At 65.6% G+C, this 16,613-nt stretch carries 20 protein-coding genes and 3 pseudogenes; 16 read left to right on the top strand and 7 right to left on the bottom strand.

Annotated elements, in window-relative coordinates:
* Positions 1-15: 15 nt before the first annotated feature.
* A complete protein-coding gene (locus tag ASG77_RS03595) occupies positions 16-909 on the top strand; it encodes an EamA family transporter (RefSeq protein ID WP_056341124.1) in 894 nt (297 codons plus the stop codon).
* A gap of 93 nt (positions 910-1,002) precedes the next feature.
* Positions 1,003-1,476 (top strand): sensor histidine kinase, encoded by a 474-nt coding sequence (locus tag ASG77_RS03600; RefSeq protein ID WP_056341126.1) that lies wholly within the window; start codon positions 1,003-1,005, stop codon positions 1,474-1,476.
* A 24-nt stretch (positions 1,477-1,500) separates the two neighbouring features.
* On the opposite strand, the pseudogene ASG77_RS03605 reads toward ASG77_RS03600, so the two are convergent.
* Positions 1,501-1,773: pseudogene (locus ASG77_RS03605) on the bottom strand (NADPH-dependent FMN reductase); the annotation flags it as partial.
* 121 nt (positions 1,774-1,894) lie between these two features.
* Between ASG77_RS03605 and ASG77_RS22810 the strand changes: the two are divergent.
* Positions 1,895-2,029, top strand: coding sequence for a hypothetical protein (locus ASG77_RS22810; protein WP_268760640.1), 135 nt, complete (start codon positions 1,895-1,897; stop codon positions 2,027-2,029).
* Positions 2,030-2,162: 133 nt separating this feature from the next.
* Positions 2,163-2,801: an SRPBCC family protein gene (locus ASG77_RS03610; RefSeq protein WP_056341128.1), complete on the top strand. Its 639-nt coding sequence runs from the start codon at positions 2,163-2,165 to the stop codon at positions 2,799-2,801.
* 151 nt (positions 2,802-2,952) lie between these two features.
* Here ASG77_RS03610 and ASG77_RS03615 read toward each other — a convergent pair whose 3' ends face one another.
* Complete coding sequence (locus tag ASG77_RS03615; protein ID WP_056341131.1) at positions 2,953-3,897, bottom strand: SMP-30/gluconolactonase/LRE family protein; 945 nt, start codon at positions 3,895-3,897, stop codon at positions 2,953-2,955.
* Between the two features lie 210 nt (positions 3,898-4,107).
* Here ASG77_RS03615 and ASG77_RS03620 point away from each other — a divergent pair, with 210 nt between their 5' ends.
* Positions 4,108-4,446, top strand: coding sequence for a hypothetical protein (locus tag ASG77_RS03620; RefSeq protein WP_056341133.1), 339 nt, complete (start codon positions 4,108-4,110; stop codon positions 4,444-4,446).
* Between the two features lie 65 nt (positions 4,447-4,511).
* Positions 4,512-5,165 (top strand): LysE family translocator, encoded by a 654-nt coding sequence (locus ASG77_RS03625; RefSeq protein ID WP_056341135.1) that lies wholly within the window; start codon positions 4,512-4,514, stop codon positions 5,163-5,165.
* 25 nt (positions 5,166-5,190) lie between these two features.
* On the opposite strand, the gene ASG77_RS03630 is transcribed toward ASG77_RS03625, so the two are convergent.
* The gene (locus ASG77_RS03630) at positions 5,191-5,577 is read right to left on the bottom strand and encodes a hypothetical protein (protein WP_056341136.1); all 387 of its coding nucleotides are present in this window, start codon (positions 5,575-5,577) and stop codon (positions 5,191-5,193) included.
* 135 nt (positions 5,578-5,712) lie between these two features.
* Here ASG77_RS03630 and ASG77_RS03635 point away from each other — a divergent pair, with 135 nt between their 5' ends.
* Positions 5,713-6,309: a dTMP kinase gene (locus ASG77_RS03635; protein WP_056341138.1), complete on the top strand. Its 597-nt coding sequence runs from the start codon at positions 5,713-5,715 to the stop codon at positions 6,307-6,309.
* A 47-nt stretch (positions 6,310-6,356) separates the two neighbouring features.
* Here the strand turns inward: ASG77_RS03635 and ASG77_RS03640 are convergent, their stop codons facing one another.
* Positions 6,357-6,755, bottom strand: a complete 399-nt coding sequence (locus ASG77_RS03640) for a cupin domain-containing protein (RefSeq protein WP_056341140.1) — start codon at positions 6,753-6,755, stop codon at positions 6,357-6,359.
* 317 nt (positions 6,756-7,072) lie between these two features.
* Here ASG77_RS03640 and bcp point away from each other — a divergent pair, with 317 nt between their 5' ends.
* The gene (gene bcp, locus ASG77_RS03645) at positions 7,073-7,552 is read left to right on the top strand and encodes a thioredoxin-dependent thiol peroxidase (protein ID WP_056341143.1); all 480 of its coding nucleotides are present in this window, start codon (positions 7,073-7,075) and stop codon (positions 7,550-7,552) included.
* Positions 7,553-7,592: 40 nt separating this feature from the next.
* A complete protein-coding gene (locus tag ASG77_RS03650) occupies positions 7,593-8,165 on the top strand; it encodes a GNAT family N-acetyltransferase (protein ID WP_056341145.1) in 573 nt (190 codons plus the stop codon).
* A gap of 243 nt (positions 8,166-8,408) precedes the next feature.
* On the opposite strand, the gene ASG77_RS03655 is transcribed toward ASG77_RS03650, so the two are convergent.
* On the bottom strand, positions 8,409-8,702 hold the full coding sequence (locus ASG77_RS03655; RefSeq protein WP_156380163.1) for a hypothetical protein: 294 nt from the start codon (positions 8,700-8,702) through the stop codon (positions 8,409-8,411).
* A 260-nt stretch (positions 8,703-8,962) separates the two neighbouring features.
* Here ASG77_RS03655 and ASG77_RS03660 point away from each other — a divergent pair.
* From ASG77_RS03660 to purM, 5 genes and pseudogenes are all read left to right on the top strand, one after another.
* Positions 8,963-9,781: pseudogene (locus ASG77_RS03660) on the top strand (response regulator); the annotation flags it as partial.
* 217 nt (positions 9,782-9,998) lie between these two features.
* Positions 9,999-10,325 (top strand): annotated as a pseudogene (locus tag ASG77_RS03665) (ATP-binding protein); the annotation flags it as partial.
* 26 nt (positions 10,326-10,351) lie between these two features.
* Positions 10,352-10,666, top strand: a complete 315-nt coding sequence (locus ASG77_RS03670; RefSeq protein WP_056341147.1) for a hypothetical protein — start codon at positions 10,352-10,354, stop codon at positions 10,664-10,666.
* Between the two features lie 86 nt (positions 10,667-10,752).
* Positions 10,753-12,432: an amidophosphoribosyltransferase gene (purF, locus tag ASG77_RS03675; protein ID WP_056341149.1), complete on the top strand. Its 1,680-nt coding sequence runs from the start codon at positions 10,753-10,755 to the stop codon at positions 12,430-12,432.
* Positions 12,429-13,589, top strand: coding sequence for a phosphoribosylformylglycinamidine cyclo-ligase (gene purM, locus ASG77_RS03680; protein WP_056341151.1), 1,161 nt, complete (start codon positions 12,429-12,431; stop codon positions 13,587-13,589). The genes purF and purM overlap by 4 nt, the downstream gene beginning before the upstream one ends.
* 79 nt (positions 13,590-13,668) lie before the next feature.
* Here purM and ASG77_RS03685 read toward each other — a convergent pair whose 3' ends face one another.
* Together ASG77_RS03685 and ASG77_RS03690 are read right to left on the bottom strand one after the other, a co-directional pair.
* Entirely contained in the window at positions 13,669-14,448 is a 780-nt protein-coding gene (locus ASG77_RS03685) for a VOC family protein (protein WP_056341153.1), read from the bottom strand.
* A gap of 230 nt (positions 14,449-14,678) precedes the next feature.
* Positions 14,679-14,912, bottom strand: coding sequence for a DUF3073 domain-containing protein (locus ASG77_RS03690; protein ID WP_056341155.1), 234 nt, complete (start codon positions 14,910-14,912; stop codon positions 14,679-14,681).
* Positions 14,913-15,187: 275 nt separating this feature from the next.
* On the opposite strand from ASG77_RS03690, the gene ASG77_RS03695 reads away from it, so the two are divergent.
* The gene (locus ASG77_RS03695) at positions 15,188-15,829 is read left to right on the top strand and encodes a septum formation family protein (protein WP_056341158.1); all 642 of its coding nucleotides are present in this window, start codon (positions 15,188-15,190) and stop codon (positions 15,827-15,829) included.
* Between the two features lie 99 nt (positions 15,830-15,928).
* Entirely contained in the window at positions 15,929-16,462 is a 534-nt protein-coding gene (locus ASG77_RS21670) for a hypothetical protein (RefSeq protein WP_156380164.1), read from the top strand.
* The last annotated feature ends 151 nt before the right edge of the window (positions 16,463-16,613 follow it).

Consider the following 16,613-nt stretch of genomic DNA (forward strand, 5'->3'; position numbering starts at 1 on the left):
CCCCACACTCCAAGGATGGACAACACATTAACTGCCGGCCGAGGCCGGGCTGGCGCCATCCTCGTGGCGAGCGCGCTATCCAACCAGCTGGGTGCGGCCAGCGGCTCCCTGGCCTTCCCTGCGATCGGCCCGGTGGGCGTGGTCGCAGCGCGGCAGCTCATTGCCGCGGCGGTGCTGCTGCCACTCGTCCGGCCACGCATCTTCTCCTTCACCCGCCACCAGTGGTGGCCCGTTCTTCTGCTGGCACTGGTGTTCGGGACGATGAACCTCTCCCTGTACGCGGCGGTGGAGCGCATCGGGCTGGGCCTGGCGGTCACGCTCGAATTCCTGGGTCCGCTGGCTCTTGCCCTGATCGGTTCACGGACCAAGGCGAGCGCGGCCTGTGCCCTTCTTGCCGCGGCCGGGGTTGTGGCCATCACGCAGCCGGAGGCGTCCACGGACTATGTGGGCATCGGCCTGGGACTGGTCGCCGCGTGCAGCTGGGGCGCCTACATTCTCCTGAACAGGACCGTGGGCAAGCGGATCCCGGGCATCCAGGGGACGGCGGCCGCAACCGGCCTCTCCGCCGCGCTCTTCCTCCCCGTGGCGCTGGTGACGTTCATCAACCACCAGCCCGACGCGTTCACCCTCCTCTGCGCAGCAGGCGCCGGCGTACTGGCGTCCGTGGTCCCGTACGTCGCGGACGTGATCACCCTGCGCCGCATCCCCACCAGCCTGTTCGGTGTTCTGATGAGCATCAACCCGGTCTTCGCAGCATTGGTCGGAGCACTGGCCCTGGGTGAGGCCCTGGGCATTGTGCAGTGGGCCGGCATTTTCCTGATCGCGGCGGCCAATGCGGCCCTGACCGCCGGGGCCGGGCGGCGCCCACCAGTGCCGCAGATGCCAGCGGCAAACGCCCCGAAAAATTGATCCAACCTTGAGCCAACCCTTGGCAACTCATGCAGTTGGCGGTCCACGCTGGATTTATCACCACAAGAATACGGCGGGGAAGCAGGAAGATTCATGGGGAAGGAATCAGCTCTGGACGAGGTCGTCGCGGTGGGAGGACTGATCACTGATCACCACCCGCTCGACTTCCACACCTTGGGGCTGGCCGGTTGCATTGACCGGCTGACCGGACCCCTCCGCCAGCAAGGAACGGCAGTCCGCTGGGATACTCCGCACTGGGGCATCGAGATCCCGGCGGACTGCGCGTCCCTCCTCTACCAATCGGCCCGCGAAGCGCTGAGCAACGCCTTCAAGTACTCCGACGCCGCCGAGCTCACCGTCCAGTTGTCCGCCGTTGACCACGGCATCCGTCTCGTGGTGTCCGACGACGGCACGGGCTTTGACTGCGACCTCGCGTTAAGCGGCAAGAACCACGGCTACGGGCTGCGGCTGATGTCCGTGGCAGTGCATGAGGCCGGCGGCACTGTCAGCGTCTGTTCGAAGCCAGGGCAGGGCACCACCGTGACGGTAACCCTGCCCCTCGACTGAGCCTGTGGGCTTGGGAAGGCTGGACTACAGTGAAAGCCTGTCCGGATCCGGCTCCGGATCACCGATGTGGCCCGGCGCATTGGCGGCCAGTGCCCGCTGGACGAACGCGCTGTTTTCCTCCATGTAGTGCTGGAGGAACTTGGCAGTCGATTCATCCCGCATCTCGCCGCCTTCCCCGAAAACCTCGGGCTTGAAGTGAATGTAGACTTCCGGGGCGTTCAATTGGGGGGCGTCCAGGAAGCTCAGCACACTCCGCATGGAGGACTGCATCACCGCCGTGCCGATACTGCTCGGCGAGGGTGCGTCCGGCACAAAAAACGTGCCGCGGCCAGTGCTCTGGAAGGGTTCTTGACACCCCGCTTCGTGAGGCGCTGAATGATGGTTGAGGCACATTCCACACACCATAGGAGCGGTTGAGATGAAGGAAAAACCAGTCGTGGCGCAGCGCATCCACAGCGAGGCTCCGGCCGAAGGGGACGAGTTGGCGGACCCCACCGACATTCGCATGCACTCCCAGGAACCCGCCGAAGGCGCCGACACCGATGACGACTAGCCGCCGTCGCCCTCCCCTCTGGCTCGCCCCGCCCATGAAGCCCCGCCCCTGAAGCCTTGCCCGCAACAGCGATAGGTAAGCATACTGACTGTATTCAGTTTGTCACCAGACCGTTCCAGTCATAGGAGACGTTGTGAGCAGCAAAGTCGAGAAGCGGATTGTGGTTGACGTGCCGGTCAGCACCGCCTACAACCAGTGGACCCAGTTCGAGGATTTTCCGCAGTTCATGGGTGGCGTGGAGAGCGTGACCCAGCTCAGTACCGACCGCCTGAAGTGGGTGGCCCATATTGCCGGGGTCCGCCGTCAGTGGGAAGCCACCATCGTGGAGCAGATCCCGGACCGCAGGATCGAGTGGGCGTCCACCGAAGGGGCCACGAACTCCGGCGTTGTGGAATTCTCCGACGCCGGCGGCAACAAAACCGAACTCTCCCTCACCCTGGAGTACCAGCCGGAGGGCATGGTGGAGAAGGTGGGCGACCTCCTCCACGTCGTGGCCCGCCAGGCGGAGCACGACCTGAAGAAGTTCAAGGAATTCATCGAGCACGAGGGCCATGCCACGGGCGCCTGGCGGGAATCCGTGCCCACGGGCGAGCCGTCGGCGTACAACCGGTACACCCACCCGTTCGACCAGACCGGCGGGATGGTCGATCTCGAGGGCGAGTCGGACGGCTCGGCGGAGGGCGAGATCCGCAGCGCGGCCGAACGCAAGGTCCGTAAACCGAACGACGGCGGCACTATCCCGCCGCTCGGCGGCAACCTGGGCGATCGCTAAGGGCGCAGTCGCACCTAAGGCGCCACCCCGCCGTCGTACGCGGTTTCAGGGTGCGCGGCAGAGCGTACGTGGCAACAGCTGCCCTGCCCCGCACGCGCGGCGCTGCCCCACACCGGTCATGCGGGGGCAGCACCGTCCCTACGTAAGCGGCCTAATCGCGGGCCGGCACAAGCACCACTTCATGCCGACTGGCTGGCTGGTTGAACTGCGCATTCACGGCAGCCAGCGTGTTCCCGAACCCCGCAACCGTGGTGGGAACATCGAAGTGGGGACTGGTGATGGTGTCCTCGATCTCGCCGGAGGAGAGATCGTTGGACAGGTCGATCCGGACGATCTGGTTCAGGAAGTTCTGCACCACCCAGACGGTATGACCCCGGACCAGGATGCCGTCAGCATTCGGCACCTCCACACCCTCAATCAAGGCGCTGGCGCCGGTCTCCGGGTCCACCGTGTAGAGAGACTTGTTGTTCGAATGAGCCACAATCAGGACCCGGTCGCCATTGGCGGCAGCAATGCCGTTGAGGTTGAAGGGACCGGTCAGCCCGGCAGCCGGTCCGCTCAGTTCCAGTGTCTCAACACGACCCAAGTCGCCGTGCCTGCCCACGGGGAGGAAGTAGAGCTCACCGGCGGCGGAGTTCGTGAACCAAGCGCCGTCCCGCGTCAGGGCGACGTCGTTAATGAACCCCGGAGCCAGCGTGAAGTCATCCACCGGCTCGCCCGATTCAGTGTCATAGACGAACGCCTTGCCGGTGGCGCCGCCCGCTACAAACAGCAGGTCGTTGCGGGTATCGGCCTTCATCCCGACGGCGGCCCTCGGCTGCGAATCAAAGTCAGATACGTCGATGAACAACCGCGCTTTGCCTTCACGGATGTCGCCGCGGTAAATGTCTCCGAGGGCCAGGTCTCCGGCGTAGAAAGTGGTTCCCTTGCCGGCGGCGATCCCCTCGGCGGAGGTGGCGCCCTTGAGCACAATGACCGAGTCATCCGGCGGCGACGCCGAGGCCGGGAGGACAGGCGCCAACAGCCCCATGAGTGCAATGAACCCAATGGCGGTACGGCGCTGTACTTTTCCTGAATTCTGGGTTGTGCGGGCCATGATTCTTCCTTGAATTTAGGTGATCCGCGCGGGCCAACCTGCGGCAGGCCCGCACGATTGTCCTGCCAGTCTATGCACCCCGAGAACCGCCCCGCCAGAGGCCGGAGCCCCCTCTCTGCCGGGTCACACTCCGCCCTCCGGAGCCCCGGAGCGGCAAGCTGCCGCGGTCTCTGCTTACAATCGAAACCTCAATCAACTACTGAGGGACCCATGAAGAAACTCGCCACCGCCCTGATCGCTGCCGGCCTCGTGCTTTCCGCTTCTGCGTGCACCACGCCCACCAAACTTTCCACCCCCGAAACCTGCGACCGCGTCAAGGCTGTCCTGGCGAACCCCGCGAACAACGTGGGCAAGACCGGCCTGGTGCGTCTCGCCAACCAGATCCGGCCCATCGAAGTTGTGGCATCGGATGACCTCAAGCCTGCGCTCGGATCCATCATCGCGTTCACGGACGAGTCCGCCAAGGAAGCCCCGGACGAGGCCAAGCTCGCCGAGCTGGAGGCGAAGTACCAGGAAGCCGGCGCCGCCTTCACGAAGCACTGCAGCTAAGAAGCCTCCTGCGTTAACGTTCGACGGCGGCCGGTTGGCCGCCGTCGTTGTCTTATCCTTGGCTCGTGGATCTTTTTCAGTCACTGCTCGCGTTCGGCCTTGTGGCCGGGCTCCTGACGCTGGTTCCGGGCATCGACACGGCACTGGTGCTCCGTTCGTCCCTCGCCAGGACCCGCGGCTTCGCCTTCGCCACGGCCTTCGGCATCTCCACCGGACTGATGGTGTGGGGAATCGCGGCAGCTGTGGGCGTTTCGGCGCTGCTGGCGGCATCGGAACTGGCGTACCGGACACTCACAATCGCCGGTGCCGCCTACATGGTTTGGCTTGGCGCTTCCCTGCTGTGGAAGAGCCGGGCCAAGGACCCTTCGTCCGCCTCGCCTGCTGCGGAGGTTGAGGTCCCGGCCGCCTCCCGCCATCAGCTGTTCCAGGGCTGGCTGACCGGGACAGGCACCAATCTGCTCAATCCGAAGGTCGGCGTTTTCTACATCGCCACGATTCCCCAGTTCATCCCGCCGGGGACGCCTCCGCTGCTGATGGGAATTCTGCTGGCCGGCGTCCACTGCGTCCTGGGCCTTGCGTGGCTGACCTTCCTGATTTTCGGAGCAGGTTTCGCCTCCAAATGGCTGAAAAGCGCCCGCAGCCTCCGAATCATCGACCGCATCACCGGCACCGTCCTGATCGGCTTGGGGCTGCGGCTTGCCCTCGAACCACAGCACTGATTCCGGTCACCTGATACGGGTCGTCTTAATTCAGGGACAGGACCAGGTAAAGGACTGTCAGGATCACCACTGTGGGCGTCATGACCAGGCGCTCCGGTTTGCTGCGGGAGATTCCGTTCAGCACGATGCCCACCGCGAAATAGGCCGTCAGCACCCAACAGAAGACGTCCGTGAAGCCTTGGTTCACCAGCGGGGCCGCCATGCCGGCCTTGGCCAGGGCAACATAGGCGAAGAGGATGTAGAGGATGATCGAGGTGGCGCTGCCGATCCGAAGCTTGGTGGGCAGGATGTTGTGCTGGCCGCCCCACGCGAACCGTCCCAGTGGCGCTCCCTCGATCAGGGCGGCCTGAAAAACCGCGAGCGCGGCCAAAAGTACACACGCAACAATCGCGGCTAGCTGGGCTAACTGCATCGAAGATCCCCGTTCCCCGTGGTGGCTGCCGGCCCGTTGCAGGCACCATCCGGACGCCAGTTTAATGTGACCTCCACCTCATGATGGGACGATCACACTGTCCCTTCCGTTAAACCATTGGCGAAAGGAGGCCATGTGCTTATTGTCTTAACCGGAATCGACGGCTCGGGAAAATCCACGGCTGCCCGCGCCTTGGTAGATGCGGCCCAGGCTGACGGCGAAAACGCCCTGCTGCTCAGCAACCATGCCGGCAGGCGGAGCATGTCCGTGCTGGCTGAACGGCTGGCCATCCGCTGGCCGCGCCGCCTGGCCGACGCCGTGGAGACCACCCTCCGCGTGGCCAACGTGCTGGTGTCCCATGCCCGGGCCAGCCGTGTCGACGGACTGGTGGTGATGGACCGGCACCTCCACTGCCAGCTGGCCCTGCGCGCGGCCAAAGGACTGCGGCGTGGCCGCCTGCTCCCCTGGCTGATTTCGTCCCTGCCGGAGCCTGACGCCGTGGTGCACCTGGACGTTGAGCCTGCGTTGGCACACGAGCGCATCATGGCCCGCGGCACCGATTCGGAGACATTGTCTGATCTGGTGGACCTGCGCGACGCTTACCGTTCCATGCCGGAATACCCGGGTTTCGTCCAGCTCGAAGCGGACTGCCCGCCGGCCGAGGTTGTGGCCAGGCTCAACCGGATCGTGCACCACGGAATCATGTGCGCGGAACCTGCCGTGGCTGTATAGCCCCCACCCTAGCCCCGGCAGGCCGGCTCCGGCTCAAATCAGCGCGCTCAAATCAGCGCGTGGGATCCCCTGCTCCGCGGCCGGCCGAAGGACGCCGTACCCAGGAATTCAATGGCGACGAACGGCTCGGAGCCAACCACCCACTCATCGTGCCCGGGAGGCAGCGCATAGGTGTCATGGGCGCGGATGGTGGACCTCACGCCGTCGGACGTTTGAATCTCCAGGCTCCCGGAGACGCAGTAACCGAGGTGGTTGTGCTCGCAGAAATCCGTCAGTTCAGTGGGCTTGGCAGACTCGGACCAGCGCCAGCCTGGAGCGAGGATGAGGCGGGCCACCGAGTAGTCGTCAACCGTGACGAGATCGAACTCGGCCTTGTCCGGACACCGCTTCTTGTCCGGGATGTCAAGGGATTTTACGGCCAGTGCTCTGATGAAATTTGCGGTCATGGGGAAACAGCCTTGGGATCATTTGCGTCGGACGCTTATGGCTGGGACCAAGCGGTTGTGCGTGGATGCCGGCTAGCGGCTACGTAGTGCGGATCACGTACTGCGGAGACCTGAAGTGCGTACCTCTAACCGTATCCATCCGGCGCCTCAAGTCAATGGACCGCCGGACATTCGCGGAACGGGTAACTGACCCCCACACAGGTCCCTGCCCCGGACCAGCCGGAATACTTCAAATGACGCCGGAGTTGTTGTTTAAAGTGGAAAGCCGATTCACTGGTTTCCTGTCTTTTGCCATCAGAGTCTCCCGAAGGAACGCCATGAGCCCCCAACTGACCATCAAACTTCAGCCAGGTACCCAGGCCCCCGATTTCACGCTGCAGGACGCCGAAGGCACCGAAACCTCTCTGGCCACGTACCGCGGCAAGAACGTCATCGTGTACTTCTACCCGGAGGCGGCAACCCCCGGCTGCACCACCGAGGCCTGCGATTTCCGCGACAGCCTCTCATCCCTGCAGGGCTCCGGTTATGAAGTCCTGGGCATCTCCCCCGACGCCCCGGGGAAGCTGGCCAACTTCACCGGCGACTTTGACCTGACCTTCCCGCTGCTCTCCGACGAGGACCACGCGGTAGCCCTCGCGTACGGCGCGTGGGGCGAAAAGCTGGTGGACGGCGAGATCGTCGAAGGCCTCGTCCGCTCCACCGTGGTGGTGGACCCCGACGGCAACGTGTCGCTGGCCCAGTACCAGGTCAAGGCGCAGGGCCACGTCGCAGCCCTCCGGGAGTCCCTGGGGGTCTAGTCTGGCTGGGCACAGGTGGCCCACCAACCGGGAGTCAGGCATGGCGATCGAAGTCCGTCCGGGAACGCTGTTCGAAGACGTCAAAACGCTGGTTGGACCCAAGCGGCCCGATGCCAACGTCTGCTGGTGCCTGAGCTACCGCATCCCGTCCAAGCAGAACCTTGCGCTGCGCGGAACGGCCCGCGGCGACCTGGTGAAGGAGCTGGTGGCGCAGGATCCGCCGCCAGGGGTTCTGGCGTACGACGGCGACGAAGTAGTCGGGTGGGCAGCTGTCCATCCGCGCGCCGACACTAGCTTTGCCCGCAACCGCAGGATTCCGCACGTGGACGACCTCGATGTTTGGTCTGTGTGGTGCATCCGGGTCCGGCCCGGCTACCGCGGCAAAGGGATCTCCCATCACCTGCTCAAAGGTGCCGTGGAGCTGGCCCGCGGATACGGCGCGCCCGCCATTGAGGGGTACCCGGTGGACAACGGCGGCAGCAAGGTGGACCTCACTATGGCGTACGTGGGCACGCGCAAACTCTTTGAGAAGGCCGGGTTCGTCAAGGCGGCCGATACGGATTCGGTGCTCAACGGGTTCCCGCGCGTCCTGATGCGCCTGGACCTGCGCTGATTCCGCGCATACTGACGCGGGACCAGCTGACGCAAACTGCGCTGAATCAGGGTTTCTTCCACCAGCTGCTCGGCCAGTCGTTGTCTATGAACCACAAGGCCAGCAGCATCGCGTCCATGGTCAGAAGCCCAGCTAAAAGATAAGCCCACCCTGTGTACCAATGCACGGCAATCTCCTGACCTGGTATCCCCCAGCCACTTGATTGTCCTCAAGTGTGGCACGGAAAAGGTCAGCAGGGAACGGCTACTTTGCGAGCGCCGCCAGGCGGCCGTGAACTTCGGTTTCGCGGTTGAGGAGGCGGGTCAGCTGCTCGACTTTTTCCGAGAGCTCGACGCCGACCTCCAGCCGGTCCCCGGGCCAGCTCGAGGCCTCCCAGGACTCCCCCAGGGCTTGGGCCAGCGAGCGGGACAGCGAGCGGAGCTTCCAGGAATGGCTCAGGTAGTGAACGGTGCTGCGCGGGCGGCGGCCCTGCTTCAAGAGCCGCCGCCACCAGTGCCCCAGCCCGCCCGGCAGTCTGACGGATTCCGTTGGTTCCATGAGTCCTGCACCGTCCTCCGGCAATCCGCACATTCCTTCAAAGCTGGTCCTTCGAGTGTGGCCAAGGAGCCTCAAGGTCCCATCAAGGGCGGGCAAGTATTCCGGCAAGTCCGGGCCACGCCAGGCCGGTCAATGGCCGACCGCCCCGGAATGTCGAGTGCTGCACCCGACTTTCAACCCTCGTTGTCAGGTCTATGACATGCTTCAGGGGCCCCAATACTGTAGAAGTAGAGGCATGCCTTCCATGCCCGAACCGCGCCGTGCCGTGCCGTTGTGATGAGGACGATCCGGACATCCGAGGCCTCCTTGTCCGGATCCTGACCAAGCAGGGTTTCGACGTCACCCACGCTGAAGCCGGCCTTCCCGGCGTGGAGGAGGTCCGCCGCGCCAAGCCGGATCTCATCACACTGGACCTGAACCTCCCGGACGTGGACGGGCTGGAAGTCTTCAAACTCCTCCGTGAATTCTCTGATGCCTTCATCGTGATGCTCACCGCCCGTGCCGACGAACTGGACAAGCTCACGGGCTTGGACAATGGCGCCGATGACTACATCAGCAAGCCATTCAGCCCGCGCGAACTCCAATCCAGGATCAACGCCCTGTTCCGCCGCCGGCAGCCGTCCGCCGCGGACACAGCCGTGGCGAGCGAGCTGGAGCGCGCCACCGAGGTCCAGCAGAGCCTGCCCCAGGAGGACGTCCGGGTGGACGGGTACGATGTCGCCGGCGTCTTCCGCCCCTCCCGCGGCGTCGGCGGTGACTTCTACGATTGGTACCGCACACCGGAGGGCCTGCACCTGACGTTCGCCGATGCCATGGGCAAGGGCATGGGCGCCGCCCTCATCGCGGCCACCGTCCGGGCCGTCATGCGGTCCACGGGACAGCGCCAGGACCTGGACGCCGCCTTCGCCTCCGCCAGCACCACCATCGCGGCGGACCTGGATTCCTCCAACTCATTTGCCACCCTCTTCCACGCCCGCCTGGACGCCGCTTCCGGCGTCGTCAGCTATGTCGACGCCGGCCACGGACTGGCGCTGCATGTCACCGCCGAGGGGTCGGCGCACCGTCTTCCCAGCCGAGGATGACGTCACCGTAGTGGTGGTCCGCCGCCTGCCTGAGCCAGCCCCGGCATGACGCGCTTCTGGACCCGCCTGGTGGTGGTCCTGACGGTCATATTCGGCCTGAACTATGCGGGATGGCGCTGGGCGTCCTAGCTGAAAACGTGCCGCGATCCACTCGGCAGCCAGGCACCCCTGTTCTACGGCCCGATCCAGCAGGGCAAGGACGGCTGGAACCGCCCCGTTCGTCCAGGCCATGGACCAGATGACCTTCACCACGGCGGTGATCGAGTCCGCGTCCAACATCGTCCAGCACGCGCGGCCAGCCAAGGCGCAGAAACCCGTGGAGCTGGGAGTGGACATCAGCGTCCAGCCCACGCTCCTGCAGGCCCGGGTCAGTGCGTTCTTCGCCGAGCCCCCGTTCGGCCCCCTGGAGCCTGGGACCCCGGACGACGATTCCGAGTCGGGCCGCGGCCTGGCGCTCATCGAGGCGCTGGTCACCACAGTGACCTTCGAACGGCAGGACGGCACCAACACCTGGATCCTGACCCGGACGTCACAGCCCTGACGCCAATGATGAGTAGGCTAGAGGGCATGGCTTTTGAAGAAACCCCCGCTGAACGCCGCGAGGTCACCGTCCGCCGGGCACCGAAATATGTGCCGTTCCTCATCCTCGGCGCCCTGGTGGGCGCAGCGGTGGCTGCCGCCGTCGCATACGGTCTCCCCGGTGACGAATCCTTCGAGCGCGGCTCGGTGTTCGGTTTCTTCCTGGTGATGTTCGGCGCCGGCGGCGCGGTGCTGGGCGCCGTGGGGGCCCTGCTGCTGGACCGGCGGAGCGTCAAGCGCCAGAAACGCGCCATCGTGGAAGCCGTCCCGGATTCAGAGCCCGACGACGGCGCGCAGCCCTAGGTTCCAACACCGTCGTCCGGCCTCCGGGCACAGTCACAATGCCGGCGGCGGAAAAGTCGTACCGCATCTCGTGAGATAATCGACCAGTGGCACGCGGCGATGGAAAACTTTCTCATGATCTTCTCCCTGGCGAAAAGGGACCTCAGGACGCTTGTGGCGTTTTCGGGGTCTGGGCACCAGGTGAAGAAGTAGCAAAACTAACCTATTACGGGCTGTATGCATTGCAGCACCGCGGTCAGGAGTCGGCTGGTATAGCTACCAGTGACGGCAAGCGGATCAACGTCTACAAGGACATGGGCCTCGTATCCCAGGTCTTCGACGAGACCACGCTGAACACCCTGACCGGGCACCTGGCGGTGGGACACTGCCGCTACTCCACCACCGGAGCCAGCCACTGGGCCAACGCCCAGCCCACCCTCGGCGCCACCAGCACCGGCACGGTTGCCCTGGCGCACAACGGCAACCTGACCAACACGGCCGAGCTCAACGCCATGATCATGGAACGCAACGGCGGCCAGCTCAGCGGCGAAATGAAGCAGGGCAACACCTCGGACACCGCCCTGGTCACGGCGCTGCTCGAAGGCGAGGAGGGCAAGTCCCTCGAACAGACCGCAATGGAGCTCCTGCCGAAGATCAAGGGCGGCTTCTGCTTCGTGTTTATGGACGAAGGCACCCTGTACGCCGCACGCGATACGTACGGCATCCGCCCGCTGGTTCTGGGCCGGCTGGAGCGCGGCTGGGTGGTTGCCTCCGAGCAGTCCGCCCTGGCCACGGTGGGCGCCAGCTTCATCCGCGAAATCGAGCCGGGTGAATTCATCGCCATCGACGAGGACGGCGTGCGTTCCAAGCGCTTCGCGGAGGCGACGCCGGCCGGCTGCGTTTTCGAATACGTGTACCTCGCCCGTCCGGATGCCGCCATCGCGGGACGCTCCGTGTACGAGTCCCGCGTGGAGATGGGCCGCCAGCTGGCCCGCGAAAACACCCAGGACGCGGACATCGTCATCCCGGTCCCGGAGTCAGGCACGCCCGCGGCCGTGGGTTACGCCGAGGAATCAGGGATTCCCTTCGCGCACGGCTTCGTCAAGAACTCCTACGTGGGCCGCACGTTCATCCAGCCCTCGCAGACCCTGCGCCAGCTGGGCATCCGGCTCAAGCTGAACGCCCTCGAGTCCGTGATCCGCGGCAAGCGCGTCGTGGTGGTGGATGACTCGATCGTCCGCGGCAACACCCAGCGCGCCATCGTCCGGATGCTCCGCGAGGCCGGCGCCGCGTCCGTCCACATCAAGATCTCCTCCCCGCCGGTCAAGTGGCCGTGCTTCTACGGCATCGACTTCGCCTCCCGCGCGGAACTGATCGCCAACGGCGCCACCATCGAGGAAATCTCCCAGGCCATCGGCGCCGATTCCCTGGCGTACATCTCCGAAGACGGCATGATCAACGCGACCATGCAGCCGCGGGAGCGCCTCTGCACCGCCTGCTTCACCGGCCAGTACCCCATCGCGCTCCCGGGTGGGGACAAACTGGGCAAGAACCTGCTGGAGCGCACCGACCTCGGCGGCCTCACGCCGTCGCCCTCTGCCCTCCCCGGCGCAACGGCCGCGCTTGCGATCGACGCCGAGGAGGACCCGGCGGACAAGGCCGGCGCCACCGGCTGCGATCCGGGACCGGACGCCGAGTTCGAGAACCTGCTCACCGAAGAAGACCACGTGCCCGCGATCCGCCACGAAGCCACCACCCCCGGCGCTGAAAAGAAAGAGTCCGTATGACTTCCGCAACCCCCGCCGCCGGTAACAGCCCACTGAGCCCTGCAGGCATCACGTACGCCTCCGCCGGTGTTGACGTTGAAGCCGGCGACCGCGCCGTGGAGCTGATGAAGGGTGCCGTGAAGGCCACCCACAATTCCTCCGTCATCGGCGGAGTGGGCGGCTTCGCCGGCCTGTACGACGTCTCTCGCCTGCTGACCTTCAAGCGCCCGCTGCTGGCCACGTCCACCGACGGCGTGGGCACCAAGGTTGCCATTGCCCAGGCCATGGACATCCACGACACCATCGGCTTTGACCTGGTGGGCATGGTGGTTGACGACATCGTTGTGGTGGGCGCCGAGCCGCTCTTCATGACCGACTACATTGCCTGCGGCAAGGTTGTCCCGGAGCGCATCGCGGACATCGTCCGTGGCATCGCCGCGGCCTGCTCCGTGGCCGGCACCGCCCTGGTGGGCGGCGAAACCGCCGAGCACCCCGGCCTGCTGGGCGAGCACGAATACGACGTTGCCGGTGCCGCCACCGGTGTTGTCGAGGCTGCCGACCTGCTGGGCCCGGACCGCGTCCGCGCCGGCGACGTTGTGATCGGCATGGCGTCCTCGGGCCTGCACTCCAACGGCTACTCGCTGGTCCGCCGCGTCATCAACCACGCCGGCTGGGCCCTGGACCGCCAGGTCTCCGAACTCGGCCGCACGCTGGGCGAGGAACTGCTGGAACCCACCCGCGTCTACGCCGCGGACTGCCTGGACCTCGCCCGCACCTTCCCGGTCAACTCGGCGCACGGTGTGCACGGCTTCAGCCACGTCACCGGCGGCGGCCTGGCTGCCAACCTGGCGCGCGTCCTCCCGCAGGGCCTCGTTGCCACCGTGGACCGCGCCACCTGGGAGCTTCCGGCCATCTTCAAGCTGGTCTCTGAGCTGGGCAACGTGCCGCTGGCCGACCTGGAGCGCACGCTGAACCTCGGCGTGGGCATGGTGGCCATCGTGTCCGCCGAAGCTGCCGACGCCGCCGTGGCCCGCCTCAACGACCGCGGCGTGCCGTCCTGGATCATGGGCACCGTCACCGCGGACTCGGATTCCATCCTCAAGTCCGGTCCGGACTACGTCCAGGGCGCCAAGGGTGTGGACGGCGGCGCCGTCCGCCTGGTCAACGCCTACGCCTAAAACCCTCATCGACTGCTCCGTAACCGCCGTTTTGAGGCTTCAAAAGGGCGGTTACGGAGCAATCGACGGTTAATCAGGCTTAGACCTCCAGCAGGCTGAACTCACCGCCCTGCGGGTCCTTGAGGGTGGCCGTGGCGCCGGGCGTATCGTCGTCATCGGGCTCCGGCGCGATCAGGACTTCTGCCCCCGCCGCCACGGCCTTCCGCACGGCATCGGCCACGTCGGTGACGCCGAAGTAGATCTGCCACCTGGCAGGCGCCTCGGCCGCGACGATCCCGGCCACCTCCGCGCCGTTCACCATCAGCGTGCTGTACGTCCCGCCGTCGTCCTGGGGATACTCGGTCACCTCGTGGCCGAACAGCTGCTGGAAGAACCCGACGGCGGCCCGCGGCTCGGGCGTCAGCAGCTCCGTCCAGGACAGCGCACCGGCCTCGTTGTACCGGCCGGAGCCCGTGTGCGTTCCGGGCTGCCACACGCCGGTGGTCCCGCCGCCGGGAGGATCCACAAACACCATCACGCCGGTGTCCGCCACTTCCTCGGGGCCGAACTGCACTGCGCCGCCGGCGTGGGGAACTTCCTCGGCCAGCGCACCGGCGTCCTCGGCCGCGAAGTAGATGTTCCATTGGGCGTGCGTGCCGAGAGATTCCTGGTGCGGGTTCTGCGGCGCCACCACGGCCACCAGGTCCTCCCCCACGAACGCCTGGGCATAGCTGCGGCCATCGGGCGTGGGCAGGTCCTTGAAGGTCCACCCGAACACCGCCGCGTAGAAGGCCTTGGCTGCCTCCACGTCCCGGGTCTGGACGTCAGCCCAGCATGGTTCACCGTGGCGGTACCTGGGGGATGAGGAGTTTCCTGGCATGGGAGGTCCTTTCGCGGGCGGCACACGCATCAACGCCTCCAGTCAACACCAAAAAGCCCGCCGCCGGCACCGGGTTCCGGCGCAGGCAACGGGCCTGATAACTGAGGCCAGCACCGCGGTTCCGCTGGGATCCGGGGTGCTGAAAAGAAGCGCTGTACTAACGAACGGCGTCCGAACGTACTGCAGCGTCGCGGGGCCGGGCGCCTTGCGGCGGGGCCGGCGTGCAACAACTAGCCGATCCGACGGGTGTGTACCTCGTCGTCGTCTTCTTCCAAATCGTCCGCGTACTTATCCACATAAGCCGAATAGTCCGGTTCAACCGGGTCATTCGCGAAATGGCTCGTGGCACGACCTTCAGGACCTTTGAGCTCTCGCTGAAGGGCCGAATAGTCAGTGTTCGGGGAATAGTACTTAATATCCCGAGCCTGCTTGGTAGCTTTTGCCTTTTGACGGCCGCGCCCCATGGCGTGACCCCCTTTTGTACTCGGACCGGAGGTGGTCACCTTGGCTATCGGTGAGGCCCCGGAATGTTTGGTCAATTTGTCGTAACACCTAGATTACATGCTTTCCGCGCACGGTGCGCCCCGGCCCGTGCGCACGGACGCCATGTCGGGTACCCTTTCCGCCGCGACGCGCACGGTTCCCGGCTTTTTTGTTGGATAGAGTCTCTTCATCAGCTGCCGATCCGGGTGCCCGGAGAATCCAGCATCCCGAGGCGAAACCCAGGAGGGGTATCCGGATGGACAACCAGGAACCGCGTCCCGTCCCGCCCAAACCTGCCGCTCCGCCCACCGCCGGATTGCCGCAGGTGGCTGCTCCGGCAACTGCGGTGGAGCCCCCGGCACGGAAGCCCCGGCGGGTCGCATCTACGCTCCTGAAGGTTCTCTTCGTGGTGGTCCTGCTCGGTGTGGTGGGAGGCCTGGTGTGGCTCGCCGCGTGGCTGGATTCCGGGGCACCGGAAACGACCGGCGACGGCGGCTCCGTGATCGTGGAAACCTCACCCACTCCCCTGGCCACCCCGCTCCCCCTCCCCCGTGAGGGTGTGGAGCCAGCAAACTACCGGCTGGGCGACTGCTTCAAGGATTTTGACCCCGAGGCTTTGCGGTCAACGGTGGTGGCCTGCGATGCCGGCCACTCGGCCCAGCTCGTCGCCGTCTTCCGCTACCCCGCCGTTGGCTCCTATCCGGGCCGGGAGGCCCTCGCAGCCAAGGCCCTGGAGGCCTGCCAGGCGGCGAAGCTGGGACCGGCAGCGAACGAGTACACGCTGAACTTCCAGCGGGCCTACCCCAGCAGCACCAGTTGGGAATCCGGCGACCGGCGGGTGGACTGCTACGTCACGGCCGACGGCGGGAACGTCATCAACGCCAGCGCGCTGCCGTAACAGACTGTATTAGAAGCGAGCGGATACAGAGCCTACGGCTTCATTTGCATTAGGCGGTTCGCTGGATTGACCTTTGGGCTGGGGGTTTAGACTCGGGACATGTCAGCTCTTTGGGGGACGCAGACTCAGCGCACCCGGGTCCTGTTCGTTTCGGCCGCACTTGTGGTGTGGCTGACGGGCTGCGAGTACGGTGGCCCGGCTGACGGTGCAGCTGGCTCCTCGTCCCAAGGCGCAACGGGGCAGCCCCGGTCACCCGGCGTTACTTTGGCGCCGAACAGCGACCCGCGGGCATCATCGCTCGAAGACATGAGTGACTGGTCATCGCAGCAGCTGAAACCGGCGCTGCCCGGCCAAGTGGCGGGCAGCGCCAGTTCGAATTCAACCACCGGCTACGGGATGACGGCCAAGCCCGGCAATTACGAACTGCACTTCCTCTGCGAAGGGCCCGCCGACGTCGAGTTGTCAGTGGCGAGCTGGGCAGGCGCCGCCGTTATTGAACCAGTCCGTGTCGCGTGCGACGGCGGGGTGTTCGCGGCGCAAGTGAAGCTGGACACCGACGGTGCAGACTTCACCATGAATCCCGGCAGCGGCCCAGACGGACGCTATGCCTTCCGGCTCGTTCCCACTTCGTAGCGGCTTGGAGGAAATTGAGCGCAGCGCTCACGACGGCGAGCGCTTCGTGACGCGGCTAGCCTGATCGGATGAAGAAGCTTGCTGTCGTCACTGGCGCTAACCGAGGGCTGGGATTGTCCCTCGTGAATGAGTTCTCGGAGGGCTGGATGCC

This window comes from Arthrobacter sp. Soil762 (assembly GCF_001428335.1).
Classification (GTDB): Bacteria; Actinomycetota; Actinomycetes; order Actinomycetales; family Micrococcaceae; genus Arthrobacter.

What these genes read in the sequence shown, in the direction of transcription:
- bcp (WP_056341143.1), top strand. Translation starts at nt 7,073, where the DNA reads ATGAGCCCCCAACTGACCATCAAACTTCAGCCAGGTACCCAGGCCCCC.
- ASG77_RS03630 (WP_056341136.1), bottom strand. Translation starts at nt 5,577, where the DNA reads ATGCAGTTAGCCCAGCTAGCCGCGATTGTTGCGTGTGTACTTTTGGCC.
- ASG77_RS03620 (WP_056341133.1), top strand. Translation starts at nt 4,108, where the DNA reads ATGAAGAAACTCGCCACCGCCCTGATCGCTGCCGGCCTCGTGCTTTCC.
- ASG77_RS03685 (WP_056341153.1), bottom strand. Translation starts at nt 14,448, where the DNA reads ATGCCAGGAAACTCCTCATCCCCCAGGTACCGCCACGGTGAACCATGC.
- ASG77_RS03640 (WP_056341140.1), bottom strand. Translation starts at nt 6,755, where the DNA reads ATGACCGCAAATTTCATCAGAGCACTGGCCGTAAAATCCCTTGACATC.
- ASG77_RS22810 (WP_268760640.1), top strand. Translation starts at nt 1,895, where the DNA reads ATGAAGGAAAAACCAGTCGTGGCGCAGCGCATCCACAGCGAGGCTCCG.
- ASG77_RS03650 (WP_056341145.1), top strand. Translation starts at nt 7,593, where the DNA reads ATGGCGATCGAAGTCCGTCCGGGAACGCTGTTCGAAGACGTCAAAACG.
- ASG77_RS03655 (WP_156380163.1), bottom strand. Translation starts at nt 8,702, where the DNA reads ATGGAACCAACGGAATCCGTCAGACTGCCGGGCGGGCTGGGGCACTGG.
- purM (WP_056341151.1), top strand. Translation starts at nt 12,429, where the DNA reads ATGACTTCCGCAACCCCCGCCGCCGGTAACAGCCCACTGAGCCCTGCA.
- ASG77_RS21670 (WP_156380164.1), top strand. Translation starts at nt 15,929, where the DNA reads ATGTCAGCTCTTTGGGGGACGCAGACTCAGCGCACCCGGGTCCTGTTC.
- ASG77_RS03690 (WP_056341155.1), bottom strand. Translation starts at nt 14,912, where the DNA reads ATGGGGCGCGGCCGTCAAAAGGCAAAAGCTACCAAGCAGGCTCGGGAT.
- ASG77_RS03595 (WP_056341124.1), top strand. Translation starts at nt 16, where the DNA reads ATGGACAACACATTAACTGCCGGCCGAGGCCGGGCTGGCGCCATCCTC.
- ASG77_RS03695 (WP_056341158.1), top strand. Translation starts at nt 15,188, where the DNA reads ATGGACAACCAGGAACCGCGTCCCGTCCCGCCCAAACCTGCCGCTCCG.
- ASG77_RS03615 (WP_056341131.1), bottom strand. Translation starts at nt 3,897, where the DNA reads ATGGCCCGCACAACCCAGAATTCAGGAAAAGTACAGCGCCGTACCGCC.
- ASG77_RS03670 (WP_056341147.1), top strand. Translation starts at nt 10,352, where the DNA reads ATGGCTTTTGAAGAAACCCCCGCTGAACGCCGCGAGGTCACCGTCCGC.
- ASG77_RS03600 (WP_056341126.1), top strand. Translation starts at nt 1,003, where the DNA reads ATGGGGAAGGAATCAGCTCTGGACGAGGTCGTCGCGGTGGGAGGACTG.